General features: G+C 59.6%; 23 protein-coding genes and 1 pseudogene. 15 read left to right on the top strand and 9 right to left on the bottom strand.

Features of this window, described 5'->3' with window-relative positions:
- Positions 1–413 precede the first annotated feature (413 nt).
- The 5 genes from NBG89_RS11650 (at position 414) to NBG89_RS11630 (ending at position 8,071) form a co-directional block, all read left to right on the top strand.
- Positions 414–1,607: an MFS transporter gene (locus NBG89_RS11650; RefSeq protein WP_431320098.1), complete on the top strand. Its 1,194-nt coding sequence runs from the start codon at positions 414–416 to the stop codon at positions 1,605–1,607.
- A gap of 333 nt (positions 1,608–1,940) precedes the next feature.
- On the top strand, positions 1,941–2,237 hold the full coding sequence (locus tag NBG89_RS11645; RefSeq protein ID WP_431322675.1) for a hypothetical protein: 297 nt from the start codon (positions 1,941–1,943) through the stop codon (positions 2,235–2,237).
- Between the two features lie 200 nt (positions 2,238–2,437).
- Entirely contained in the window at positions 2,438–4,114 is a 1,677-nt protein-coding gene (locus tag NBG89_RS11640; RefSeq protein WP_431320097.1) for an ABC transporter ATP-binding protein/permease, read from the top strand.
- Positions 4,115–4,182: 68 nt separating this feature from the next.
- On the top strand, positions 4,183–6,630 hold the full coding sequence (locus NBG89_RS11635; RefSeq protein ID WP_431322674.1) for a phosphoketolase family protein: 2,448 nt from the start codon (positions 4,183–4,185) through the stop codon (positions 6,628–6,630).
- A gap of 121 nt (positions 6,631–6,751) precedes the next feature.
- A complete protein-coding gene (locus tag NBG89_RS11630) occupies positions 6,752–8,071 on the top strand; it encodes a glucoamylase family protein (RefSeq protein WP_431320096.1) in 1,320 nt (439 codons plus the stop codon).
- A gap of 45 nt (positions 8,072–8,116) precedes the next feature.
- On the opposite strand, the gene NBG89_RS11625 is transcribed toward NBG89_RS11630, so the two are convergent.
- The gene (locus tag NBG89_RS11625) at positions 8,117–8,410 is read right to left on the bottom strand and encodes a hypothetical protein (protein WP_431320095.1); all 294 of its coding nucleotides are present in this window, start codon (positions 8,408–8,410) and stop codon (positions 8,117–8,119) included.
- Positions 8,411–9,427: 1,017 nt separating this feature from the next.
- Between NBG89_RS11625 and NBG89_RS11620 the strand changes: the two genes are divergently transcribed.
- Positions 9,428–9,793: a hypothetical protein gene (locus NBG89_RS11620; protein ID WP_431320094.1), complete on the top strand. Its 366-nt coding sequence runs from the start codon at positions 9,428–9,430 to the stop codon at positions 9,791–9,793.
- 165 nt (positions 9,794–9,958) lie between these two features.
- Here NBG89_RS11620 and NBG89_RS11615 read toward each other — a convergent pair whose 3' ends face one another.
- Positions 9,959–10,177: a hypothetical protein gene (locus NBG89_RS11615; RefSeq protein WP_431320093.1), complete on the bottom strand. Its 219-nt coding sequence runs from the start codon at positions 10,175–10,177 to the stop codon at positions 9,959–9,961.
- 1,041 nt (positions 10,178–11,218) lie between these two features.
- Here NBG89_RS11615 and NBG89_RS11610 point away from each other — a divergent pair.
- From NBG89_RS11610 to NBG89_RS11600, 3 genes are all read left to right on the top strand, one after another.
- Positions 11,219–12,055 (top strand): alpha/beta fold hydrolase, encoded by an 837-nt coding sequence (locus tag NBG89_RS11610; RefSeq protein ID WP_431320092.1) that lies wholly within the window; start codon positions 11,219–11,221, stop codon positions 12,053–12,055.
- A gap of 97 nt (positions 12,056–12,152) precedes the next feature.
- A complete protein-coding gene (locus tag NBG89_RS11605) occupies positions 12,153–12,611 on the top strand; it encodes a Rid family hydrolase (RefSeq protein WP_431320091.1) in 459 nt (152 codons plus the stop codon).
- 116 nt (positions 12,612–12,727) lie between these two features.
- The gene (locus NBG89_RS11600; protein ID WP_431322673.1) at positions 12,728–13,414 is read left to right on the top strand and encodes a gamma-glutamylcyclotransferase; all 687 of its coding nucleotides are present in this window, start codon (positions 12,728–12,730) and stop codon (positions 13,412–13,414) included.
- A gap of 40 nt (positions 13,415–13,454) precedes the next feature.
- On the opposite strand, the gene NBG89_RS11595 is transcribed toward NBG89_RS11600, so the two are convergent.
- Positions 13,455–14,354, bottom strand: a complete 900-nt coding sequence (locus NBG89_RS11595) for a LysR substrate-binding domain-containing protein (RefSeq protein ID WP_431320090.1) — start codon at positions 14,352–14,354, stop codon at positions 13,455–13,457.
- 110 nt (positions 14,355–14,464) lie between these two features.
- Here NBG89_RS11595 and NBG89_RS11590 point away from each other — a divergent pair, with 110 nt between their 5' ends.
- From NBG89_RS11590 to NBG89_RS11565, 6 genes are all read left to right on the top strand, one after another.
- Positions 14,465–15,397, top strand: coding sequence for a VOC family protein (locus NBG89_RS11590; RefSeq protein ID WP_431320089.1), 933 nt, complete (start codon positions 14,465–14,467; stop codon positions 15,395–15,397).
- Positions 15,398–15,713: 316 nt separating this feature from the next.
- Positions 15,714–16,403 carry a hydrolase gene (locus tag NBG89_RS11585; RefSeq protein WP_431320088.1) on the top strand — a complete coding sequence of 230 codons (690 nt, stop codon included), beginning with the start codon at positions 15,714–15,716 and terminating at the stop codon, positions 16,401–16,403.
- Positions 16,404–16,468: 65 nt separating this feature from the next.
- The gene (locus tag NBG89_RS11580) at positions 16,469–16,756 is read left to right on the top strand and encodes a XapX domain-containing protein (protein ID WP_065377045.1); all 288 of its coding nucleotides are present in this window, start codon (positions 16,469–16,471) and stop codon (positions 16,754–16,756) included.
- Entirely contained in the window at positions 16,756–18,738 is a 1,983-nt protein-coding gene (locus NBG89_RS11575) for an amidohydrolase (protein ID WP_431320087.1), read from the top strand. The genes NBG89_RS11580 and NBG89_RS11575 overlap by 1 nt, the downstream gene beginning before the upstream one ends.
- Before the next feature lie 162 nt (positions 18,739–18,900).
- Positions 18,901–19,344, top strand: coding sequence for a DoxX family protein (locus NBG89_RS11570; RefSeq protein ID WP_431320086.1), 444 nt, complete (start codon positions 18,901–18,903; stop codon positions 19,342–19,344).
- Positions 19,341–20,939 (top strand): MFS transporter, encoded by a 1,599-nt coding sequence (locus NBG89_RS11565; protein WP_431320085.1) that lies wholly within the window; start codon positions 19,341–19,343, stop codon positions 20,937–20,939. Before NBG89_RS11570 ends, NBG89_RS11565 begins: the two co-directional genes overlap by 4 nt.
- A 151-nt stretch (positions 20,940–21,090) precedes the next feature.
- On the opposite strand, the pseudogene NBG89_RS11560 reads toward NBG89_RS11565, so the two are convergent.
- The 6 genes and pseudogenes from NBG89_RS11560 to NBG89_RS11535 form a co-directional block, all read right to left on the bottom strand.
- Positions 21,091–21,561: pseudogene (locus NBG89_RS11560) on the bottom strand ((R)-mandelonitrile lyase); the annotation flags it as partial.
- The gene (locus NBG89_RS11555) at positions 21,558–21,974 is read right to left on the bottom strand and encodes a carboxymuconolactone decarboxylase family protein (protein WP_431320084.1); all 417 of its coding nucleotides are present in this window, start codon (positions 21,972–21,974) and stop codon (positions 21,558–21,560) included. The pseudogene NBG89_RS11560 and the gene NBG89_RS11555, both read right to left, overlap by 4 nt.
- Positions 21,975–21,984: 10 nt before the next feature.
- A complete protein-coding gene (locus NBG89_RS11550; RefSeq protein ID WP_431322672.1) occupies positions 21,985–22,995 on the bottom strand; it encodes an alpha/beta hydrolase in 1,011 nt (336 codons plus the stop codon).
- Between the two features lie 348 nt (positions 22,996–23,343).
- The gene (locus tag NBG89_RS11545; RefSeq protein WP_431320083.1) at positions 23,344–23,841 is read right to left on the bottom strand and encodes an N-acetyltransferase family protein; all 498 of its coding nucleotides are present in this window, start codon (positions 23,839–23,841) and stop codon (positions 23,344–23,346) included.
- A gap of 157 nt (positions 23,842–23,998) precedes the next feature.
- The gene (locus NBG89_RS11540; protein ID WP_431320082.1) at positions 23,999–25,075 is read right to left on the bottom strand and encodes an alpha/beta hydrolase; all 1,077 of its coding nucleotides are present in this window, start codon (positions 25,073–25,075) and stop codon (positions 23,999–24,001) included.
- A 114-nt stretch (positions 25,076–25,189) separates the two neighbouring features.
- Complete coding sequence (locus tag NBG89_RS11535) at positions 25,190–26,083, bottom strand: LysR family transcriptional regulator (RefSeq protein WP_431320081.1); 894 nt, start codon at positions 26,081–26,083, stop codon at positions 25,190–25,192.
- Positions 26,084–26,131: the final 48 nt, after the last annotated feature.

Raw genomic sequence — 26,131 nt, 5'->3', positions numbered from 1 at the left:
ACAACCGGCAAGAAGTGCGGCGACGAGCAGCGGTACAAGTGTCCGAACAGTGCGGGCAGCGATCACGTTTCCGGTTCCCTCATTGAAAACGCAAGCACCTTACGGTGGCCGGGCGAAAGTGAAAGTACATTACAGTAACCAAGCCGATGTTATGTGCAATTCGCGTCAGATGCCTACGTGCCGCGACGAGTTTTGGGCAAGTGTTACCGAACCGCAACGAGCCTTGCGCGCTGTTCCGTCGCTAGCTGCCATCGATCCGCTCCCTGGGGCACTCCTTGCTGTACTTCCTTTGCTTTTGTGAATTCAGTTCATAGATCCTTGGACGAAGTGACCGCTTATCACTGAAATCCAGTGCCTCCATATGTTCGCCAGTCAACCACGCCGGCAGGCCGGCAGTTCATTCGAGGCACGTCATGCCAATTGCTCTCTTCGCTTTGACGATCGCAGCCTATGCGATCGGAACAACAGAATTCGTCATCGTCGGCCTGTTGCCGACTGTCGCTTCAGATCTTCGCATCAGCCTGCCGTTGGCCGGACTGATCGTCAGTGTCTACGCCTTGGGCGTCACCTTCGGCGCACCGGTGCTGACGGCGTTGACCGGACGTATCGAGCGCAAGCCACTGCTTCTGGGCCTCATGGCGCTCTTCGTCATCGGCAACGGGATGGCGGCAATCAGCCCGAGCTACGCGCCATTGCTGGTCGCGCGCGTGCTTTCGGCCTTTGCGCATGGCGTCTTCTTCTCTGTCGGCTCGACCATCGCGGCTGATCTCGTTCCCGAAAACCGTCGCGCCTCAGCCATCGCCATGATGTTCATGGGCCTGACGGTTGCCATCGTCACCGGCGTTCCGCTCGGAACGCTCATTGGACAGGTGTTCGGCTGGCGGGCAACTTTCGCTGCCGTTGCCGGCCTTGGCGCAATCGCTTTTATTGCGATTGCCGTGTTGCTGCCGTCGAACCTGAAGAAGGCGCCGGCCGCCAGCATCGGCGACCAGATCCGTGTACTCGGCAGCGGCCGTCTGCTTATCGTCTTCGCCATGACCGCGCTCGGCTACGGCGGCACATTCGTTGCCTTCACATTCCTTGCATCGATCCTGCAGGAGATCACCGGATTTGCAGCCGGCACCGTCAGCCTCGTTCTCGTGCTCTACGGCATCGCGATCGCCATCGGCAACGTCGCCGGCGGGCGGTTTGCCAATCGCAGCCCGGTACATGCCTTGACCGGATTGTTCGTTGCCCAGGCAATCGTGCTGGTGCTCTTCAGCTTCACGGCGCCGTCGCCCTGGCTGGCCGTTCCGACGCTGGCTGCGCTCGGCTTCCTCTCTTTCGCTAACGTGCCCGGCCTGCAGATCTATGTCGTGCAATTGGCAAAGCAGGTACGCCCCGCCGCTGTCGATGTGGCATCGGCCCTGAATATCGCGGCATTCAACCTCGGCATTGCCGCGGGCGCATGGATCGGCGGCCTCGTGGTGGAATCCTCGCTGGGGCTCGGGGCGACGCCCTGGGTTGGAGCAATCCTCGTCGTGGGAGCCCTGGTTCTGACGCTATGGAGCGGCGCTCTGGACGGTCGCTTGGCATCGAACGCCGACAGAGCGACCCAGCCCGCCTAGTCAGGGCGACGAGAACGTACACGTCCTAAAACGGTGGTCGACGCGAGTCCAATCGCGTTGGCCAACGTGCTTTGGCACCGCGGAGTATCTCGCCCTAGCCCGGCGGGGAAGACCGGTACTCCGGGGGAGGGGGGAGCGTTCGAACCACTCTAAGGGTTTCTTTTCCCGGTAGAATTGTGTCGTCGTCGGCCACAATTTTCTTGCCTAGTAGCGGCATGCTGCGACATACTCAGCGCAGTTAATAGCCACTTGTATGCATGCCTCGAGACTCTTCACGCAGTTGAGGTTCGATCAATGGTATATCTGTCGCCTTTTCTTAAAATATCGATTGCAATGCTCGCCACTTGTGGGGCGTCGCTTCTGTCCGGCACGTCTGCGTACGCACAAGATCCCTTTAAGGATTTTCCGCTGGTTATCAGCTGTGAGTACAAGGGCACTTATCACGCATTCTATTTGTCGAGGGTGACCCAGGACGGAACCGCGACTTTTTCAGCCTCCGACCGGATTGCCGGCACGATTACGCTGAACGGTAAGGCAAAGGCCGTGGGCGGATCCGACGGGGGAAGCTGCGTGGGCAAAACCCTCAAGGAACTGCGCGCGTCAGGGCAGGCGCACGACCTCAAATCTTAGCCCCGCAACGCTGCGATTTCTGGGCCATTGGCCTCGAACAGGGGCTGTCATTCGTGTGGGCGGTGGAGAGTTGCCAGGATATCGTTCGAAGTTGAGCTCCCAACTTATGTCGCACGAATAGCCTTCGAGGAGGCGTCGCGGAGACGGGCTTCACCGATAAAGCGAAGCTCAGGCATTGGTGCGACGCGAGGGGAAAAGGCATGGAAGAACTGCGAACTCCTTTCAGGGTAACGGCGGGGCGCTTTCTGCGCTCGGTGCGAATTTTCATGTCCTCGGAGGTCGGTGGCGCGGCAAAGCTTCTGACGGTATGCCTTGTCGCGCTCTTCCTCGCGATCAACGGGCTCAATGTGCTGAACAGCTTCGTGGGCCGGAACTTCATGACGGCGATCGCCGACAGGCAGATCGCGGAGTTCGTCCGGCAAGCCGTATTCTATCTTCTCGTGTTTGCTGGCTCCACGATCGCATCGGTTTTTGCGCGCTTTACCGAGGAGCGGCTAGCACTCACCTGGAGAGACTTTCTGACGCGTCGCGCCGTCAATCTCTATCTTACCGACGGAGCCTTTTACCGTCTCGGTGTTTCGGGAGAACTCTCGTATCCGGATCAGCGAATTTCGGAAGATATCCGCGCATTCACCGTGACGACATTGTCTTTCCTGCTGATGATCTTCAGCAGTGGACTAACGATCCTTTCTTTCTCAGGGGTGCTCTTATCGATCAACCCCGTCTTGTTTTCCGTGGCGGTCGTTTATGCGGCCTGCGGCTCGCTTCTTACGATCTGGCTGGGGCGCCCGCTCATCAAGCTGAACTATGACCAGCTCGATAAAGAGGCAAGTTTCCGTACGGGTCTCATTCAGGCGAGGGAGAATGCCGAGCGGATAATGCTGACGGGCAGTGAGCCGCGCATGAAATCCTTTCTTGCGGGCCGAATTGATGATTTGGTGACCAACTTTCGCAACATAACGTCCGTCAACCGCAATGTCGGCTTCTTCACGACGGGCTACAACTGGCTGATCCAGATCATCCCCGCCTTGATTGTCGCACCGGCCTTCTTCCGCGGTGATATCGAATTTGGGGTGATTACGCAGTCCGCGGCAGCATTCGCGATGCTGGTGGGTGCTTTTTCGCTGATAATCAATCAATTCAACTCGATCTCCAATTTTGCCGCAGTGGTGGCGCGGCTCAGTACGCTCTTAGAGGCGATAGAGAACTCGCAGCGCAGTCGACCCGAGATTCAAATCGATAGCACCCGGGAAGAGCTGTCGTACGAGAAGCTCACGATATTGTCCAAGCGGGATGGCTCGCCGTTGTTACAGGATCTGACGGCGGTTATTCCGGCTCGTGCCCGCGTTCTGGTGACGTGCGCCCGAGAAGACCAGGGGAGCGCGTTTTTCAGGGCCACAGCAGGTATTGCTTGTCCCGGTTCTGGCCGAATTTTTCGCCCGGCTGGGGAACGGATACGCTTCCTGCCGCAGCAGCCCTATCTTCCGCCGAGTACACTTCGACAGCTGCTTGTTCCTCCCGCTGCGAACTCAGAAATTTCGGACGAACGGATTTCGTTGCTACTTGCCGAATTCGAGCTCGAGCGCATTTCTAAGGCAGGGGGATTTCAACAAGAAGTGGAGTGGCATACGTTTCTGACGCAAAGAGAGCAGCACTTGCTGATGCTGGCGAGCGTATGCGTTGCGAAGCCGTATGTCATCTTGCTTGAGAGGACCGAGGTTATGGTTGGCTGGGATACATTTTTCCGGATCGTGACACGCTTTGCAAATGACGGCATTGCCTGCGTCCACATCGGGAGCGCCGCTAACATATCGGCCTACGATGCCATTCTCGACCTTGGCGATAGTGGCGGATGGCAATGGAGGAAACCCAGATAACCGTGCGGATGCTTCGCGGCGTGCAGCACGGAGATTGAGACGACGAAAAAGTCGATAGGAGGCTGATGATGACGAACACCGCTCTTGCAACCGACGACTATCAGGCAACGGCCACTCCGCTTGGAGCAGAGGAACTCCGCTTGATGGACGCCTACTGGCGCGCATCGAACTATCTCTCCGTCGGGCAGATTTATCTGCTCGACAATCCGCTATTGAAGGAACCACTCAAGCGGGAGCACATCAAGCCAAGGCTGCTCGGCCACTGGGGGACATCGCCCGGCTTGAACATGCTTTATGTGCATTTGAACCGCGTGATCAAGCGCGACGACCTCAACATGATTTACGTGATCGGACCGGGCCATGGCGGGCCGTCGCTGGTCGCGCATGCCTATCTGGAAGGGACCTACAGCGAAGTCTACCCGAATATCGGCCAGGACGCCGAAGGGATGCAGGCGCTGTTCAAGCAGTTCAGTTTTCCCGGCGGCATTCCGAGCCACGTCGCTCCCGAAACGCCAGGAAGCATCCATGAGGGCGGCGAACTGGGCTATGCCTTGAGCCATGCCTATGGCGCGGCGTTTGACAATCCGGATTTGATCGTCGCCTGTGTCGTTGGCGACGGCGAGGCGGAAACGGGTCCGCTTGCGACGGGGTGGCATGGCAATAAGTTTCTCAATCCCGCCCGTGACGGATGCGTGCTGCCGATCCTGCATCTCAACGGGTACAAGATCGCCAATCCATGCTTCCTAGCCCGCATCCCAAAGGACGAATTGCGGAAGTTCTTTGAGGGGATGGGCTATGCGCCGATCTTCGTGGAAGGGCACGAGCCCGACAAGGTCCAGCAGCAACTGGCCGCCGCAATGGATACAGCCGTTGCCGAGATCAAGCGGATCTGGGGGGAGGCACGCGAGAAGGGCAATCTGAAACGGCCGGCCTGGCCGATGATCGTTTTCCGCACGCCAAAGGGCTGGACCTGCCCAAGCGAAATCGACGGCAAGAAATGCGAGGATTATTGGCGATCGCACCAGGTTCCGATGGGCGAGATGGACAAGTCGGAACACATCGCGATCCTTCAGCAGTGGATGAAGACGTACAAGCCTGAAGAGCTTTTCGACAACGACGGCAAGCTGCGCGCCGAATTTGCGGCGCTCGCTCCGGCTGGGACTCGCCGGATGAGCGACAACCCGCACGCGAACGGTGGTTTGCTGCTGCGTGACCTGAAGATGCCGGATTTTCGTGACTACGCCGTCTCGGTGCCGAGCCCCGGCGCGACGACGACCGAATCCGCCCGGGTGATGGGCAAGTTCCTGCGCGACGTCATGAAGCTGAACATGAACAGCAAGAACTTCCGGCTGTTCAGCCCTGATGAGAACAACTCGAACCGCTGGCAGGACGTGCTTGAGGTTACCAACCGTTGCTACATGGCAGAGATCTACCCCGAGGACGATCACCTGTCGCCCGATGGCCGGGTGATGGAGGTGTTGAGCGAACATCAGTGCCAAGGCTGGCTAGAAGGTTATCTTTTGACCGGACGGCACGGCTTCTTCTCGTGCTACGAGGCCTTCATTCACATCATCGACTCGATGTTCAACCAGCACGCCAAATGGCTGAAGGTGTGCAATCACATACCTTGGAGGCGGCCCATTGGATCGCTCAACTATTTCCTGAGTTCGCATGTCTGGCGACAGGATCATAACGGTTTCAGCCATCAGGATCCGGGGTTCATCGACCATGTGGTCAACAAGAAGGCCGAAGTGATCCGCGTCTATCTGCCGGCGGATGCCAACACGCTGCTTTCCGTCACCGACCATTGCTTGCGTAGCCGCAACTACGTGAACGTCGTCGTTGCCGGCAAGCAACCGGCGCCGCAGTGGCTGACGATGGATGAAGCGATCAAGCATTGCGCCGAGGGTCTCGGCATTTGGGAATGGGCCAGCAATGACAAGGGCAGCGAGCCTGACGTCGTGATGGCGTGCTGTGGCGACGTTCCGACGCTTGAGACGCTGGCGGCGGTTCAAATGATCCGCGAACATTTGCCGGAATTGAAAGTGCGCGTCATTAACGTCGTCAACCTCATGAAGTTGCAGCCGGCAAGCGAACACCCGCACGGGCTTTCGGACCGTGATTTCGATGCGCTCTTCACCAAGGACAAGCCGATTATCTTTGCTTTCCATGGATATCCTTGGCTGATTCACCGACTGACCTACCGGCGCACCAACCACGGCAATCTGCACGTGCGCGGATACAAGGAGGAGGGGACGACGACGACGCCTTTCGATATGGTCGTTTTGAACCAGCTAGATCGCTTTCACCTTGTCGAAGACGTCATCGATCGACTGCCGCAGCTCGGTGCCCGCGCCGCTTACTTCAAGCAGGCGATCCGCGAGAAGCTGATCGAACACCGGCAGTATATTGAAAAGCATGGCGATGACATGCCTGAAATAACCGGTTGGAAGTGGGGCGTCCAAGGGCGGCCAGCGAGGACGCAAAAGACGTCGACGGAAGGCGACAACATCTAAGCCGTCCAGACGCGACTGAGGCAGGGGAGCAGATACGGTGCGCAGGCCATGATTGCGCATCGCGGTGGACAACGAGGCGCGATTTCGAGGCGGGATAGCGTCGTGTGGGAGGGAGGAAGCCATGATCGAGGTACCCTCAATCGCCCCGGGTCTGGAGGACGCGCCGAGCGACCAGGCCTTCGCACGATTGCAATTCTCGACGCTGCTCTACTATCTGCATTGTACGAACCCGGACAACGGGTTGGTTCGCGACAAGACGGAGGAGAGCGCACCGGCGAGCATCGCAGCGATCGGCATGGCGCTCGCCACCATTCCGATTGTCGTGCAGCGCGGCGTCATTATTCGCAAGTTCGCTGCCAAGATTACCAGGCGGCGGCTCGAGTTCCTGATGCAATGTCACCAGGGGCCGGAACCCGACGCGTCCGGCTACAAGGGGTTCTTCTATCATTTCCTCGACATCGAGACCGGGCGGCGGGTGTGGAACTGCGAACTGTCGACGATCGACTCGGCCTTTCTATTTGCCGGGGCTTTGACGGTCGCCACCTTTTTCGATGGAGACACAGCCGACGAGGTCAGGATCAGGCAGCTTGCGGCAGCACTCTATGAGCGAGCGGACTGGAACTGGGCGCGCAATCACGGCGCGACGCTGACGCACGGCTGGCGGCCGGAAAGCGGCTTCATTCCATATCGCTGGCGTGGCTATGACGAGGGCCTGCTTCTCTACATACTGGGGCTTGGTTCGCCTACACATCCTTTGCCGCCTGAGAGCTACGCGGCCTATACGGAAAGCTACGACTGGCGGAATATCTTCGGGCGTGAACTGCTCTACTCCGGTCCGCTCTTCACGCATCAACTGTCGCATATGTGGATCGATTTCCGCGGCATCAACGACGAATTCATGCGCGAGCATGGCAGCGACTATTTCGAGAACAGCCGGCAAGCGACCTTTGTCCAGCAGGAGTATGCGATCCGGAATCCGATGCAGTTTGAGGGATACGGCGAGCATTGCTGGGGATTTACCGCGAGCGATGGCCCGGGCTGGGTGAAGGCGGATGTCGGCGGGGTCAGTCGCGAGTTCTTCGACTACATCGCACGCGGCGCGCCATTCGGGCCGGATGACGGGACCGTATCGCCCTGGGTTGTTGTGGCGTCCCTGCCTTTTGCGCCGGAGATCGTTATCCCAACGGTGCGGAATTTCGCTCAGATGAATCTGGGGATGACGCGGCTTTACGGTTTCAAGCCGTCGTTCAACCAAACCTTCAAGGATGCAACCAGCCAGACCGGGTGGTGGATCAGCCCTTACCATTTCGGGATCGATCAGGGGCCGGTGGCGCTGATGATCGAGAATTATCGAACCGGCTTCCTGTGGAATCTGATGCGCAATTGCGAACCGATTGTCAGGGGACTGCGGCGGGCCGGCTTTTCTGGCGGATGGCTATAGCCGATCCGCTGTGGGGTATCGTGCAGTTTCGACAGTTAGGCCGGATCAATGGGAGCCTCGGAGCTGATAGTCGTTTAACCAGTTTGGATTGAAGACCCTCTTCGTGCTGTCGGTGACATGCGACGCGTGCACAATATCCTCCCGCAGCCACCAGTCGATCGATGTGGCGGGCGCCGTTAGTTTTCCCTGTTCGAGGTTTGCCGCGACCAGGATTGATATCGATTGGTTCCGCGCTGATTTGACCGCCGCCGTTTCGGCGGCTGACAAAGCGAAGATCGGCGCAACTATGCCCGTCACCAGGATGGACGCGTAGACTGGTAGTGCTTGCGAGTACGACATGACATGCATCCCGCTGGAACTGCAGCAATACTACAATGTCGCAAGTCAAACCTTTAGTCGACCCTGTATTTTCTTACCCTTGCTTGGAAGCCTTGTCACCATCTCGGAACGCGCCGCCTGTACGTTCTCGGTTTCATTCGCCATAGGAAAGGAAGGCGCGCGCCAGGGTTGTTCGTCATGACAGGATGGCCGCTATGGCTCTTGCGCTCGGCTGTCTTTCATCGACAATACGCTCGTCGTCCGGGCTAGCGGCCGCAAGGCGGGGCCAGAAGCCGATCCTAGATTCCTCCAAAGGCCGCCATACCAGCTCCGGCAAGCAAGAGCGCTGCGCCGAAAAAGTAACTCCGCCGATGTTCCCGGAGCTGTCGCATAGGGCGAGAGCTTCCTTTTTGTCCTGCCCCTTACGCCGATCTGCGCGGATCACTAGACGGACCAAAGTCTCGCAGGGCCAAAAGAGAGCCCCGCAGTGGGCCTAGCGGGGCGAGGAAGGGACGTGAAATAGGAACGGTAGGGAAATGACAGCCCACCGTCTCTGGTCGCTCAACGCGGCTCGCCAAGTTTCGTTCCTACCTATCGCCCGTTTCTCTTTCTTCGGCTTCTCCCGCTTCGGTGGATCGAACCTGTCGGCGTCGGCATCGCCCATGATCAATGCGTGCTTCGCTGCGCTTTCGCGAGAGCTTCGTCGAGCCATCTGTCATGCACTATCAAAGTGTCACAGCGCGGATAGCCGCACCTCCTAAACTCGTAGCTGAAGCGGCTCCGATCCATGCCTTCGAGCGATAAACCGGATAGCGAATATGCTCCGGCCAAGCCGGCAAAAAGGCAGAGCAGATAACCGCATAAGTGAGGTGACGGGTCGTGATCAATCGCACTGCTCCAAAGCCGGAAGCTTACAGGAGGCTGATTTTGGTTTCGTCACTAAGCTTGTTAAAATCACGAACACTTCCGATCCAGCCGAGGCGACTTCACTCCTCCGCACCGTAGTCGTAGGCATCCAGTTCATCGAGCTCGTCGTCGATGTCCCCGATCCGCATCGAATACCTGCTCGAGGCGGAGCGCTTTCAGCTTTTCAGCGTTGGTCATGGGAATGCCCTGCTAAAATCTCTTCGCAACCTGATACTCATTTTCTTCCCAGGATCGCAGTTCGCCGGCTTCGCAAGTGTAAATCTCGTCCGTCTCGTCCAGTCCGATGCCAATACCGTCAATGTTCGGATCGTCGAACGTGACGAGAATCCTCGACTTGGGGATTTTTCGCTCCTGAAAGTCCTTCAATATGAAGGCGAGGCATTGAACGTTCTTCCTCGTGTTGCCGCGCTGAATGTGGGCCTCAATTTTGCGATTGATTTTCGAAAGTGGGAGCGTGTCCGCTCGAACCGCTTCTGATAGGAGCAGCGCTGGCAAGGCTAGAATGAAGATTTTTATCAAACGCGATTTCGTCATCTCAGAGTCCCCCCAATATCAAGCGCGCGCGCTTGTGGCCGCATTTGCATCGCATGAGGCCAGCAAGCCTACCCGGCGTCAATCCCTCGGCCTCCGGCGCTTGCAAGCTTACTGGTCCCTTTTCCAATAGTCGTGGTCCAGATCTTTCCAGACGTAGAAACCATACAGGTTCTCGTGAAGCCGCGGCAGTTGCGCCAGCAGGGCTTCAGGCGTCATTGCCTGATCTGAAACGACATACCCGTCTTCCAGCTCGCGGATGATCGCCTGGGTAAGCGCGCCACCGTCGGGGCCGTCGAGGAGCCGTCCGCGATGATACACATGTTTCATTGCCACGTATCCCGATCCCGCCATGATCGCGGTTGTCGTCGGTCTGCACCCCGCCTGACTGTGCCAGCTTACCTCCATTCCCATTCAGGCCCCGTTCTCACTTATGGCGATGAAGCGGCCTCGAACGATATCAACTCGGCCCTCCGGACCGCGGATGTTGCCCTCAAGGAAATAGTCAAAATCAGCATCGCGGAGCAAATCGACAAACTGGCCGGCAATCACCCGCGGTTCGCACGCCGCCGGACAGAATGCCGATATGGATGTGGACATGCTCAGTCCAACTGAAGAATGCTGCCTTCAGGGCTGCGATATACGCGGCACGCCGTTCGCCGATCTTTTGCAGGTCGGCACCGGCTGTCCAATCTATGGGCTCTGTCCCGTAGACCTTGTCCAGCACAGTATCGGCTGGGAAGACCTCGAGAAGTTGCTAGCGCTTCCCGGCGTTTCGAGAACGCATTGGAAAATGGGTAACTGCATATGTTCTTGAGCAAATTGGTACCGCGGATAAACAAGAAGGTTGGCGCCCGACTTTATTATCCCGAAGATGTGCCGCCAGCGGAGACCGTCCCAAGCAAAACAAGGTGCGCGATATCTTCATTCCGAACCTTCATATCGACACCCTCAAGGTCCAAAGCCGGAACTTCCACCAAAGCTGCTGGCGAAGGGGAGGGCGTTTGCCTCCGCTTTAGCACTCAGGAACTGGGCTGATCGGACCGTAGCGTGACGAAATGTTGAGGAGCCATCGGGACCGTCGACCACCGTCACCGTTTCAGATTCCGCAATAAAATCGAAACTATTGGCGCAATTGTGAGCGCCCTACGCTTGCGTCACTATCAGCCCGTCAGACGAACGCAGTGTCGCCTGATGCCTCAACGAAGAAGCCGCAGGCAGCCGAAAATGACCCAGACCTTTTCTTCCATGACACGCAGGAGCGCACTCCTTTCCGCTGGTGCCGCCGTCGCAGCCATGGCGATTTCACCGTCTCTCAATCTAGCAGCCGAGGCTGCATCAGCATCCAGCTCAACCGAAGGAACCAAGACAATGGCATATGTAACCACCAAGGACGGCGTCGAAATATTCTACAAGGACTGGGGTCCGAAGAACGCTCAGCCGATCGTCTTCCACCACGGCTGGCCGCTGTCGTCGGACGACTGGGATGCCCAGATGCTGTTCTTCCTGTCGAAGGGTTATCGCGTCGTTTCTCATGATCGCCGTGGTCACGGACGTTCCGCCCAGGTTTCCGACGGCCATGATATGGATCACTACGCCGCGGATGCCTTCGCAGTCGTCGAAGCGCTCGACCTTAAGAATGCCGTCCACATCGGTCACTCCACCGGCGGCGGTGAAGTCGCTCGCTACGTCGCCAAGCACGGCCAGCCAGCCGGCCGCGTCGCCAAGGCGGTTCTCGTCTCCGCTGTTCCGCCGCTGATGCTGAAGACCGAAGCCAACCCGGAAGGCCTGCCGATCGAAGTGTTCGACGGTTTCCGTTCGGCGCTTGCCGCCAATCGCGCGCAGTTCTTCCGCGATGTTCCGGCCGGCCCGTTCTACGGCTTCAACCGTGATGGTGCCACAGTCCAGGAAGGCGTGATCCAGAATTGGTGGCGTCAGGGCATGATGGGCGGCGCGAAGGCCCATTACGACGGCATCAAGGCCTTCTCCGAAACCGACCAGACGGAAGACCTGAAGGCCATCACCGTGCCGACGCTGGTCCTACACGGCGAAGACGACCAGATCGTGCCGATCGCAGACTCCGCACTGAAGTCTTCCAAGCTCCTGAAGAATGGCACGCTCAAGACCTATCCCGGCTTCTCGCACGGCATGCTGACCGTCAACGCCCATGTCCTGAATGCCGATCTCCTGGCCTTCGTGAAGGCCTGATCGGTCCGGCGGCGAGTGCGGCCTCCCACGCATCCGTCGCCTCCATGAACCACGAGTGCCTACTTAGCGCGCCATCATTCAATGAAAGGAACCTAGCATGACGAACAGCAATCCGTCCAAGAAAGTAGAGAACCATGGCGTCGCCTGGGAGCGCGCCTTCGGATACGTTCAGGCCGTGCAGGTCAAGGACACAATCTATGTCTCGGGCCAGTTGAGCCACGATGACAACGGCAATCTTGTCGCTCCGGCGGAACTCGATGACGATAAGCGGCCTGCGGACTTCTCGCAGATGGAGAGCCAGATCCGCCAGACCTACGTCAACGCAAAGACTTTACTCGCCAGATATGGTGCGACCCTCGACGATGTCGTTGAAGAGACACTGTACGTGCTTGATGTTCCTAGCGCGTTTGCGGCCGGATCCAAGGTCCGCAAGGAAATGTACGGCACGGATGTGCCTCAGTGCGCCAGCAACCTGATCGGGGTTTCGGCGCTGGCTTTCCCCGAGCAGATCGTCGAAATCACTTTCCGGGCAATCATCAACCGTCCCGCTGATTGATCGGGCGGCAGCTACTCCATGAACCGCCGGAGACGATGGGTCTCCGGCGGCAAACTCGTTGAACGGTTCACACGATGCCAAAGACACCGTCCGCCAAGGCGCCCGCACCTGCTACCATGGAACTTACCCCCGACCTCGTCGCCACGACCATCAGAATCGTCGAAGACGAGGGACCGGAACCCAATTGGAATCCGATCCCGCCCGAGCAGCTCGACGACCTCGTCAGCAGGGTTGAGGAAGAGGCTGGTGACGAGGAGATATGGGTGTTCGCGTACGGATCCTTGATGTGGAACCCGGGTTTCGAGGTGGCCGCCAGCGAAGAGGCGGTCGCTTACGGCTGGCACCGTGCGTTCTCGTTGAGGATTGAGCGGCTCAGGGCCACCTCAGACGCGCCCGGTCTCATGCTCGCGCTTCGGCCAGGAGGAAGCTGTTCGGGTCTTGTGCTCAAGCTTCCGTGCACCACCAAGAGGGAGAATCTGCGTGCTCTTCTGGCGCGAGAGATTCGGTATGCCGAAGTGTGCGACATGGTTCGTTGGGTTGCGGTCAAGACACCGACGGGTGTGCGCCGGGCGCTCACGTTCTGGGCGAGCGGCAGGCAATCTCCGCTCACGGAGAAGATCCCCCTCGAAGAGGCGGCAGGGTTGATCGCCCAGGCATGTGGACCTGCCGGATCTTGCGCGGAATACCTGCATCGGACGGTTTCAGATCTGGAGGATCGCAAAATCTATGATCGAAACCTGTGGCAGCTACAGCAAATAGTCGCAGCTAGGCTTCGAGCACTCCAACAGCATGATCGAATCTGAAACGGGTGTGCCAGATCATGGTGACGGACATTTGCGTGCGTCAGTCCAACATGACCATCTTTGCCGCGACCTGCTCCTCGAAGAACTTGGAGAATGACGCAATCCTTGGCGGGAGGGCTTGGTAGGGCGGGTAGAACAGCGTCAGCCACAGGTCCGGCGGCGCCCATCCCTTGAAGACGTGGACAAGGCGACCGCTACTGATGTGATCGGCGATGTTGAATCCTGGAAGCAGCGCGACACCCGCGCCGCCGGCGGCCATGTCCGCCAGAACCTCTCCGCTGTTCGCGCTGAAGGCTCGACCTGCCGAAATCGTAATGCTTGACCCGCCGTCCGACAGCACCCAGTTCTCACGCCGGCTTTCGCCGCTGTACGCGAGGCAGTCGTCGGGCCTCAGTTCGTTAGGGTGCTGCATGTCGGCGAATCTGCTTCCAGGAGCGGCGACCAGGATGCGCGGCACCACCCGGATCTTCCTCCAGATCGTGAACTTGTCCGAAGGCTGCGACGAGATGCGGATCGCCAGATCGTAATCGTCGTCGACGATGTTCACCAATCCATCGGACAGCGAGATCTCGAAGCTCATCTTCGGATAGCGTTCATTGAACCCAGACAGGATCGGCGGCAGCACCGTCTTGCCGAACCATGTCGGCGCACTGATACGCAGCCGACCCTCGTCCGCCTTGTGTGCGTTCATTACTTCGCGTCGCGCGTCCTCCAGAGTCTTGACCGCTGGCTGGATCTGCGCGGCAAAGATTGCGCCGTCGGTTGTCAGCGATACCTGTCTCGTCGTGCGAACGAAGAGCTGCACGCCAAGTTCCGCCTCGAGGGCGGCGATTGCCCGTGTGACGGCTGCTGGCGTCATGTCCAGTTCGCGGGCGACCTGGGCAAAGTTCCGCTTCTCAGCGGCGAGCAGAAAGGTTCGAAGAGCTTTGTAGTCGTTCATCTCATTGTTTCATAAATTGCAATTCAATCAAAAGGAATATTGCAATTCCGAGCAGCGATCAACGGGTCTACATTCTTATCAACACCGGAACACAACCGAGAGGATTCAAGATGATCAAGGACATCAAGGGACTGCACCACGTGACGTCGATGGCATCGGACGCGCGGCAGAACAACCGCTTCTTCACCGACACGCTTGGTCTTCGTCGTGTCAAGCAGACTGTTAACTTCGACGACCCGAGCGTCTATCACCTCTACTATGGTGACGAGACGGGCTCGGCCGGAACGGTGATGACCTACTTCCCGTTCCCGAACATGATGCTCGGCCGCCCCGGTGTCGGTGAAGTCGGCGAGACCCAGTTCTCGGTTCCCGAGGGATCGCTGAAGTTCTGGCAGGATCGCTTCACAACCCAAGGCGTGGACGGTCTGGAGCGCGATACTGTCTTCGGCGTCGACCGACTCGGCTTCATGGGACCGGACGGCGACAGCTTTGCGCTTATCGAGTCCGCTGACGACAAGCGTGCTCCATGGCTGGCAGATGGAATTCCAGATGATGCGGCCATCCGCGGTTTCGCTGGCGCACGCTTCAGCCTGCACGACACCGCTGCAACGGAGGAGCTGCTCGGCTTCATGGGCTACGAGCGCGCCGAAAAGGAGGGCGACGTTGTACGCTTCATCATACCCAACGGCAACGGAGCGGACACGATCGATCTACTGGCATTGCCGAAGACTCCGTTCGCGCGACAGGGTGCAGGTTCGGTGCACCATATCGCATTCGCTGTCGACAACCGCGAGAAGCAGCTCGAGGTGCGCAAGGCGCTGATGGACACCGGCTACCAGGTCACCCCCGTCATCGACCGCGATTATTTCTGGGCCATCTACTTCCGCACGCCGGGCGGTATCCTCTTCGAGGTCGCCACAAACGAGCCCGGATTCAACCGCGACGAGGATACAGCCCATCTCGGGGAAGCCCTTAAGCTTCCGGTCAGATACGAGGAATACCGCGAACAGATCCAGGCTAATCTCGTGCCGCTGGCGGCATAAGCAGCAGTCACCGAAAGCTTGGAATGACAGCGCCGTGATCCGAAAGGATCGCGGCGTTCTTCCTTTTCTAACGTGCTCCCCCGACCAACGATTATTTCAAATCACGCAATTCAATCGAAAGTCTTATTGCAATTCCTCGGATCGTGACGGCGCGGTAAGTTTGTTTTCAGCAGCCAAGACGACGAGTGCACCGGCCCGGAACGCAGCCAGCAACACTCAAAGAATTGCAGAGGGAGCGCCGCTCGACGGCGTCCGTCGACCGCTGCTGACCATTTTCTGGCACCGCACGCGGGCCGCAACCGAAGAGGAAAGAACCATGTCCAACCTTGAAGTCCTGACCCCGGCGAACAGCCAGCTCATCTTCATTGATCAGCAGCCGCAGATGGCCTTTGGTGTCCAATCGATCGACCGCCAGACGCTGAAGAACAATGTCGTCGGCCTCGCCAAGGCCGCCAGGATTTTTAATATTCCGACCACCATCACGACGGTGGAAACGGGATCCTTCTCGGGCCACACCTATCCGGAACTTTTAGCCGTATATCCTGACAATGATATTCTGGAGCGCACTTCGATGAATTCCTGGGATGACCAGAATGTCCGCGACGCGCTGGCGAAGAATGCCGCGAACGGCCGCAAGAAGATCGTCGTCTCCGGCCTCTGGACGGAAGTCTGCAACACCACCTTCGCACTTTCGGCTCTGCATGATGTTCCGGATTATGAGATCTACATGGTCGCGGATGCTTCCGGTGGCACTTCCGCCGACGCGCACAAGTACGCGATGGACCGGATGGTGCAGGCAGGAGTGATCCCGGTCACCTGGCAGCAGGTCCTGCTCGAATGGCAACGCGACTGGGCCCGCAGGGAAACCTATGATGCGGTGACCGCGCTGGTGAAGGAACATTCCGGCGCCTACGGCATGGGCATCGACTACGCCTACACCATGGTCCACAAAGCCGCCGAGCGCGTTACGCACGGCAAGCGCATCGGCCCGAACCCCGCAAAGTAAGGGCCAGATCAGGCCGCTCCGATGACCCCATCGGTGCGGCTTTTTCCGCAACTGGAGAACATCCCATGAAAGTCTATCTCCTATCGCTTGGCGCAGGCCTGCTTGTCGGCATCGTCTACAGTCTGCTCAATGTCCGATCACCCGCGCCACCTGTCATTGCCCTGGTCGGCCTTCTCGGCATTCTGGTGGGCGAGCAGATCCTCCCGCTCGCGAAGTCGCTTTGGACAAAGGAGCCGGCGGCCATTTCCTGGATCCATCAGATCAAGCCGCACGTGTTCGGCCACCTGCCGAAGGGCACCGATCGTATCGAGATTGCCCATCAGGCGAAGGCGAATGTCGAGGAGCGGAGCTGATGACGACGCGTCGATCCTTTCTTGGAGGCGCATCGAGCCTGGCGTTCTCGAACCTCTTGTTCCCGGCAACAGCCGCCAATCTCAACCCGACCGGAGTAGACACCATGTATCCCGACCTGATCCTCCACAATGGCCGCGTGACGACCCTTGACCGGACCAATCCGAATGCGACGGCGATCGCCATCAAGGATGGGCTGTTTCTGGAAGTCGGATCCGACAGCGAGGTCATGGCTCTGGCTGGTTCCGGCACCAGGATCGTCGACCTCAAGGGCAAGCGTGTTCTGCCCGGCCTGATCGACAACCATACCCACGTCGTTCGCGGTGGCCTGAACTACAACATGGAGCTGCGCTGGGATGGCGTGCGCTCGCTCGCTGATGCGATGGATATGCTGAAGCGCCAGGTGGCGATCACGCCCGCGCCGCAGTGGGTGCGCGTCGTCGGCGGCTTCACCGAACATCAGTTTGCGGAAAAGCGCCTCCCGACGATCGAGGAGATCAACGCTGTCGCGCCCGACACGCCCGTGTTCCTTCTGCACCTTTATGACCGTGCGCTGCTCAACGGCGCCGCTCTCCGCGCAGTCGGCTACACCCGTGACACGCCGAACCCGCCCGGTGGCGAGATCACCCGGGATGCCAACGGCAACCCGACGGGCATGCTGCTGGCCAAGCCGAATGCGGGCATTCTCTACTCGACGCTTGCCAAAGGCCCGAAGCTTCCTTTGGACTATCAGGTCAACTCGACCCGCCACTTCATGCGCGAACTGAACCGCCTTGGAGTGACAGGCGTTATCGACGCGGGTGGCGGGTTCCAGAACTATCCTGACGACTACGAGGTCATTCAGAAGCTGTCCGACGAGAACCAGATGACGGTCCGGCTGGCCTACAACCTCTTCACCCAGAAGCCGAAGGAAGAGAAGCAGGACTTCCTGAACTGGACGCAGTCGGTCAAATACAAGCAGGGCAACGATTACTTCCGCCACAACGGCGCCGGCGAGATGCTTGTCTTCTCCGCCGCCGACTTCGAGGATTTCCGCCAGCCCCGTCCGGAGATGGCCCCGGAGATGGAAAGCGAGCTTGAAGAGGTCGTCCGGGTCCTGGCGGAAAACCGCTGGCCATGGCGTCTGCATGCCACCTATGACGAGACGATCTCTCGCGCCCTCGACGTGTTCGAGAAGGTCAACAAGGACATTCCGCTCGAAGGACTGAACTGGTTCTTTGACCATGCCGAAACCATCTCGGATCGCTCGATCGACCGCATCGCCGCACTCGGCGGTGGCATCGCCACGCAGCACCGGATGGCATACCAGGGCGAATACTTCGTTGAGCGGTACGGTCACGGCGTGGCCGAGGCCACGCCGCCGATCCGTCGCATGCTCGACAAGGGCGTGAATGTCTCCGCAGGCACCGATGCGACGCGCGTTGCTTCCTACAATCCGTGGGTTTCGCTGTCGTGGATGGTCACCGGCAAGACTGTCGGCGGAATGCAACTCTATCCGCGAGCCAACTGCCTCGACCGGGAGACCGCGCTGCGCATGTGGACTGAGAAGGTCACGTGGTTCTCCAATGAAGAGGGCAAGAAGGGCCGCATCGAGAAGGGTCAGTTCGCCGATCTTGTGGTGCCGGACAAGGACTTCTTCTCCTGCGCCGAGGACGAGATTTCGTTCCTCACCTCGGAACTGACCATGGTCGGCGGCAAGATCGTCTATGGTGCAGGCGACTTCAAGACGCTCGACGAGAACGACATCCCGCCCGCGATGCCCGACTGGTCTCCCGTACGCAAGTTCGGCGGCTACGCGGCCTGGGGCGAACCGGAGGGCGCGGGCGCTCGATCCTTGCGCCGCACCGCCATCTCCACATGCGGATGCGCCAGCGATTGCGGCGTCCACGGCCACGACCATGCCGGAGCCTGGACATCCAAGCTTCCTATCGCCGACCTCAAGGGGTTCTTTGGCGCACTCGGTTGCTCCTGCTGGGCCGTCTGACAAGCCCTAGCTCGGGTGGCATCCAGTCGCCCGAGCATCACTTCATAATTGCTCATTTTGCAATTAAATCGAAACTATTGCTGCAATTGTTGGTGCCGCTGCAACCAGTCAATATCGCTCCGTCAAAAGCAGCCGCTCGCGGCGAACATGCAGGAGCAGATTATGACCCACCTATCCCCCACGTCGAACCCGATCTTAAGCGGCCTGACGCGCATTATGGGCTCTCCGATCACGCGAACCGTTTCACTGCTCGCACTCTGCGCTGCCTACATACAAGGTCCGCTTACCAAGATCTTCGACTTCAGCGGCGCACTGGCTGAGATGGATCATTTCGGTCTTCATCCTACCGCGTTCTTTGCGGTCGCCGTCATCGTGTTCGAGCTGACGGCTTCAGCCATGGTGGTATCGGGCTTGTTTCGCTGGATCGGAGCGCTGGCGCTCGCTGGCTTCACGCTCATGGCAACGCTCATCGCCCTCCGTTTCTGGGAGATGGCTCCCGGCATGGACCGCATGATGGCGACCAACGCCTTCTTTGAACATGTTGGCCTCGCTGGCGCATTCCTCTTCGTCGCCGCATTCGACCTCACCAAGGGAGCAGGCAGATGAGCGCCGCAAAAACATCCGGGGGAACCTTTGCGCCCCTTGCCCAGCCTGTCTTCGCGGTCCTCTGGATCGCCACCGTGATTGGCAATACCGGAAGCTTCATGCGCGATGTCGCAAGCTCCTGGCTGATGACGGATCTTTCGGCATCGCCGGCCGCGGTCGCCATGGTCCAGGCGGCCGGAACCCTGCCGATCTTCCTGCTTGCCATTCCTGCGGGCGTTCTTACCGACATCCTTGATCGCCGCAAGTTCCTGATCGCCGTCCAGCTCCTGTTGGCATCCGTCAGCACCTCGCTTATGGTCCTTTCTCAGACGGGCATGCTCTCGGTAAGCGCTCTGATCGGGTTGACCTTCCTCGGCGGGATTGGAGCCGCGCTAATGGGACCGACCTGGCAGGCGATCGTTCCGGAACTGGTGAAGCGCGAGGACGTGAAGAGCGCGGTGGCGCTGAACTCGCTCGGCATCAATATCGCCCGCTCCATCGGGCCTGCCGCGGGCGGCCTGCTTCTCGCAGCCTTTGGAGCTGCGATCACCTACGGCGCGGATGTCGCAAGCTACGCCGTGGTGATCGCAGCTTTGGTCTGGTGGCCGCGGGCCAAGAATGCCAACGACGCGCTTCAGGAGAATTTCTTCGGTGCCTTCCGCGCCGGGCTTCGCTACACCCGCTCGAGCACGCCACTGCACGTCGTCCTCCTGCGCGCCGCGATCTTCTTCGCCTTTGCCAGCGCCGTCTGGGCGCTCCTCCCGCTCGTCGCCCGGCAGTTGCTGGGTGGTGATGCCAGCTTCTACGGCATCCTGCTCGGTGCAGTCGGTGCAGGCGCGATCGGTGGCGCCTTGATCATGCCGAAGCTGCGCGAACGGCTGAGTTCCGACGGCCTACTTGTCGGCGCGGCGGTTATCACCGCCGCCGTCATGGGAGTCCTTGCTCTCGTTCCACCGAAGTGGGTCGCCATCATCGTCCTTCTCTTCCTCGGTGGTGCATGGATCACCGCCCTGACAACGCTCAACGGCACTGCGCAGTCCGTCCTTCCGAACTGGGTGCGCGGTCGCGGCCTCGCCGTCTACCTGACCGTCTTCAACGGTGCGATGACTGCCGGGAGCCTTGGCTGGGGTGCGGTCGGCGAGGCTGTCGGCATCCAGTCCACCTTGATCATCGGGGCCGTCGGCCTGCTTGTGGCCGGAGTCCTCATGCACCGTGTGAAGCTTCCGGCCGGCGATGCCGACCTGGTGCCGTCGAACCACTGGCCCGAGCCTCTTGTCGCCGAACCCGTTGCCCATGACCGTGGCCCGGTTCTGATCCTGATCGAGTACAAGATCGAGACGCAGAACCGGAGCGCATTCCTGCATGCCCTCGACCATCTTTCCATGGAGCGCCGCCGGGACGGTGCCTACGGATGGGGCGTCACCGAGGACTCGGCCGACCCGCAGAAGATCGTGGAGTGGTTCATGGTGGAATCCTGGGCTGAACATCTTCGCCAGCACAAGCGGGTTTCCAACGCCGACGCCGACCTGCAGGGCAAGGTGCTGGCCTACCATGTCGGTTCCGATAAGCCCGTTGTCCGCCACTTCCTGACGATCAATCGACCGCGGGCGGCGTGACGGGTAAGTTGAGGGTGGCGGCTACGGCCGTCACCCAACCATGTGATCTTGAGAACTGGGCTGATGATCCTCCTCTGAGTGTCACCACCCAAATTGACGATGCATGCAGCGACGATGATCGTCGCGCGTTCACTGTCGTGGGTGAAGAGGAGTACTGGGCATCGGTGACCAACTCAAGCCAGTCGACAGACTTGCCATCCAAGGACTCCGAGAAGGCGATGTGCGTCATTCCATTCCTCGGAGACGCGCCGTGCCAGTGCTTCACGCCAGGCGGTATCCATACGGTGTCACCGGACCGCATCTCCTGATGCGGCCCTTCCCACATCTGAACAACGCCCACCCCGCTCGTCACAATGAGGGTCTGGCCGAGAGGGTGGCTGTGCCACGCAGTGCGCGCGCCGGGTTCGAAAGTGACGGTTGCGCCGCCCACCGTCGCTGGCGCCTTTGCCTTGAAGTTGTCTTCGACCCGCACGGACCCGGTGAACCTGTCAGGGGCTCCGACGACCGCCGGCTGCGATCGCGCGTGCGTGATGGTGATCGCTTCGCTTGCCAAGGCGGCCGACGTTGACGCGAACGCTGCGGCCGCCACCGCGGAAGCCATCGTCATCTTCTTCTCGGTCATTCGGCGAAGACCTCCTTGGCAATTGCCACCGACGAGACGGCGCTCGGCCATCCGGAGTAGAAAGCCATGTGCGTGATCGTCTCGACGAGCTCGTCCTTGCTGAGGCCGTTCTGCAGGCCGAGGCGAATATGTGATTTGAGCTGATCGGGGCGGTTCAGCGCGACTAGGGCCGAAATGGTCACCAGGCTCCGGTCCCGCTTGGACAGACCGGGTCGCTCCCAGATGTCCTCGTAGAGTACGTCATCAGTCAGTTCGGCCAGTTTCGGGGCCGTGTCCCCCATCAGTTGCTGGGCACGAGAGGTCATTGGACTTTCCTTCGGTTCGTTGACGGGCTGGGCGCAGACGACGCCGGGGAGCGCCGCCAGAACTATGCCGACGGTTAGAAACGCGTTCAGGAACAGGTGGCGCGTCATCGCTTCCTCCTCAGACCAGCGTGCGGTCGAAGAACGGCGCCAGCTTGCCCAGCGCCGCATCCACGTACTTAGGGACCCAGTAGGTTTCGATGTGTTTCGCACCCTCGATCTTGAAGAGTTCCTTGTCCTTCGTGCCTGTGGCCTTGAGGAACGCGTCTTCGGTCATGTAGAGGGTGTCGGCGGCGGTGCCTGCGATCATCAGAAGCGGGACATCTATGAGGCCGATCTCCTCCGTTGCGTCCCAGCGCATCAGGTCCATCAGGCTGCTCATCGTGTACTTGAAGGTCGAGCCAGGGTGGGCGTTGGTCCGCCAGTAGTAGTGATACCCCTGGCGATAGAGGTCGAAGGGGAGCGCGTCGATCTGCGCGTCCGTGAGGTTGGCGTCGCCGGCATAGAGCACTTCGCCGCCCGCGGCTTCCTGCGCACGGGCCGCCGAAGCCTGCTGCAGCCGCTTCTGGATCGTGTCCATCTGCGAATCCTGGAAGCCGTTCCGACGAACGCGCCCAGAATTAAACATGCTCAACGTCGCAACCGCCTTGAAGCGCTTGTCGGTCTTGGCGGCAGCAAGAGAGTAGCCGCCTCCACCACAGATTCCGAACAGCCCGAGGCGCGAGGTGTCCACGCCGGGGAAGCCGCTGATGAAATCCGCCATCCCGTGAATGTCCTCGATGCGGTACTGGGGCTTGTCGACGTTGCGCGGCGCTCCGCCGCTTCCACCCTGATAGGCGGCGTCGGCGGTTATCGTGATGAAGCCCCGCTCCGCAAGTCGCTGCGCATAGAGACCGGTCGTCTGTTCCTTCACGCCACCATTGGGATGGGCGAGTACGATCGTCGGATATTTTTTGCCAGGATCGTAGCCGGCGGGCGTATAGACGTTCGCCACGATATCGAGATTGTTGAGCTTGCAGGTCACGGGGTGGATATTCACCTTGCCCGGTTCGTTCTTGGTGATCGCACCGTCGTAGACGAGTGTGAATGGGTTCTGCCTGTGGTCGGCTGCCACAGTTTCAATGGTGGTCATTGCTGGAACTCCTATGATGGCACCTGAGATGATCAGCGCGGTCGCGCCCAGAAACTCGCGTCGTCTGCTGTCTATGACTTCCGTCATGTCCGGCTCCTGAAGTCGGTGGTATCGTCGGAGAAAAGATAGCGGCTCACATCTCGTGCGATTAGACGGCTTGTGCCGCTAGAGCCTATTAGGAGTCCTTATTAATCACGATCACTTGATAAGCTGTGATGGAATAAAAATCGGCGGACCTCCCGACGGATGATCGAGATGGCGGGGCTGCAAGTAGCAGCGGGCAAGGTTTCGCGTGGTTTCGCTAGAGGGTGGCCATGCCTGGTCGGGCGCCGATGGCGTAAGGTTCGGTCACCCGAAATCCTTCGTCATTTCGACCATTGTCGCTCTGAAACCCATTTGGTCGAATAGAGCTTGAGCGCCCTTATTCTTGTAGGCGGTTGAAAGGACGATCCGCGGAGCCCCTTTTCCTGCAAGCTTTGTGATGGCTTGTTCTAGCAAGCGTCTGCCGACACCTTCCCTCCGCCTCTGCGGATCGACGAAGATGTCGTGAAGAACCCCCGCAGGACCTCGGAGAGCCATGTAGTCGGCGCCCTCGAGCGCACCGTAGACATAACCGATGATAGAATTCCGATCCTCGGCTACGAGGACGACGACGTCCTCGCGGACAACCTGGCTCGCGAGCCACGAAGCGTATTTGTCGGGTGTGGTTGGCCCGGCGGGAATGAACCGGGCTGGATCCAACTTGTTGTGCAGCGACATCAGCGCGGCGCCGTAGGATCCGAGGACTGTGGCATCAGCTCGGACTGCGGGTCTTATGATGATCGATTCGAGGTGCTGATCGGACATGTTGATACCGCGAGATAGGCACCGGAGGCCCGGCGATTGTCTTCGAGCCTAACGTGCCCGCCGGGAGATCGTTCGAAATCTTGTGTGCCTGCTAGTGTGATGCTGAAGCGACGCGACGAGCGTCTTTCATCGCTACAACCACGGGGGCCTCAATGGATCAGTCGAGCTTCTTTTCCGCCAGGAACTTTGCGATCTGGTCGGCAATCTCGACGTTGTTGAGGTCCGACATCAGGAAGTGCGTGCCGCCCTTGATGCCAATGTCAGGCAAGTGAATGAGCGTAGCGTCGCCGCCGTGTTTGTTGACCGCATCGACCCAGAGCTTCGCCATCGCGAGCCGCACACGCCAGTTGTCCTGGCCGCGTTCGGCCGTCGGCTCGGTTGGGAAATTGTCACCGTAGTAGATGACGATCGGCAGCTTGGTCAGCTTCTCGAAATCGGCGACAGGCACCGCTTCGCCCTTGAGCGTTCCAGCGGCGCTCGGCATGTCGGCTGGAACCTCGCCCTCCGGAAAGATGAAGCCGCTTCCCGGCTCAAGCGCGACGATGGCCTTGACGTTCGGATTCTTGATCGCCGTCAACCAGCCGGGGCCGCCCGCCTGCGAATGAGTGAATAGGATGGCCGGACCAGTCTTGTCGAACAGCACGGACATGGCATCGGAGATCACGTTGGCGTCGAACGGCCCGGTGTTGGGTGTCACCGAGCGGAAGAACTGATCAAGTGCTGCGGTGTCGCGGGAGAACTGGACGTTCGGGAAATACTCCGGCCATTTGCCGATACGGAACTGGTCGAAGAAAAGTTGATCGTATGGCGTCGGCTCGATCGTCGTCGCGACGGTGCTGTTGCCTGCGCGGCCGCGGCGCGGCTGATCGACGAGATAGACCGGGTAGCCGCGGCGAAGGAAGATGTTCTGGAAGCCCTCGCGGCCGTCAGGCGTCGTCTCCCAGCTTCGGGCGGACTGGAACGCACCGTGGAGCATCACGATCGGCAGAGGCTTGGGATTCGGCGGGATTTGGTAGAACACGTAGGCGTGGTCGCCATGCAGGGTTTGCCCTGCTGCCGTGGGAGCGTTGTTGTCGAAGGTTCCGGGCGTACTCGAAACGGTGCCGCCGACGGCGAAGCTTCCTTGCTCCTCAATCGTCAGCGGCTCCTGCTTCGAACCACTCTGGGCATTAGCTACGCCCGATGAAAGGAGCAGTACGGAAATCGAGATGGCTGATAGAGTTCTGGCGAACATGTGCGGTACCTGCCTTGAAACGTTGAGCTGGCAGGAGACTACCCGACCACCATTCAGATGATTAGGGAGGCATTTCCGATTGAGGGTATTAGCTCTCCTTATCAATTCATCCTATCAACCTCTGTACCGGAGCGCGTCGACGACGAGCTGGAATGCCGGGGAAGCGTGGCGGCGGTTCGGATAATAGAGGTGATATCCGGGAAACGGTGCGCACCAGTCTTCGAGAACGCGGATCAGAGTGCCCCTGGCGAGATCATCGGCCACCAGATCGTCTGGCATGTAGGCAAGGCCCAGACCGCGTCGGACTGCGTCCAGACGCATCGCGATGTTGTTGAACACCATCTGTCCCTCCACACGGACATTCAGTTCGTGGCCATCCTTCTCGAACTCCCACTGCAGAATGTTGCCATGTGTGGGCATGCGCATCTGGATGCAGTTGTGGGCCGTGAGATCCTGTGGGACTTCCGGCCACGGGTGCTGGCGGAAGTAGGAGGGTGCGCCCACCACGGCCATGCGCATCTCTGGTCCGATCTTGATCGCGATCATGTCCTTGGCAAGTTGCTCGCCGAGCCGGACGCCTGCATCGTAGCGCTCCGCAACGATATCGGTCAGGCCGTAGTCGACGGTGATCTCGACATTGACATCGGGATTGTCAGGCAGGTACTTGTCAAGCGAGGGCGCGAGGACCGAGATCGCGGCGTGCTCTCCGGCCGTGATCCTGACCGTCCCCGCTGGCTTGTCACGCATCTCGGTGAGGGCCGCAAGCTCCGCCTGTATTTCCTCGAAGCGCGGCCCGGCCGTCTGGAGAAGCCGCTCGCCCGCCGCCGTCGGAGAAACGCGGCGTGTCGTCCGCGTCAGCAGGCGCAGGCCGAGCCGTTCTTCCAGTCCCCGGACGGTCTGGCTAAGCGCCGACTGGGAGACCCCGAGCTTCACCGCCGCCCGCGTGAAACTCTCCTCCCGCGCGACGGCTACGAAGGCGACCAGATCGTTGAAGTTTTCCTGCGGCATTCATTAGACATCCTTATAGCTTCATCCTGATTACTGCCCCTAATCGAT

Source organism: Rhizobium sp. YTU87027 (assembly GCF_050644135.1).
Lineage (GTDB): Bacteria > Pseudomonadota > Alphaproteobacteria > Rhizobiales > Rhizobiaceae > Rhizobium.
Note: the sequence above shows the minus strand (reverse complement) of the source record. Positions and strands in the feature narration are given on the sequence as shown.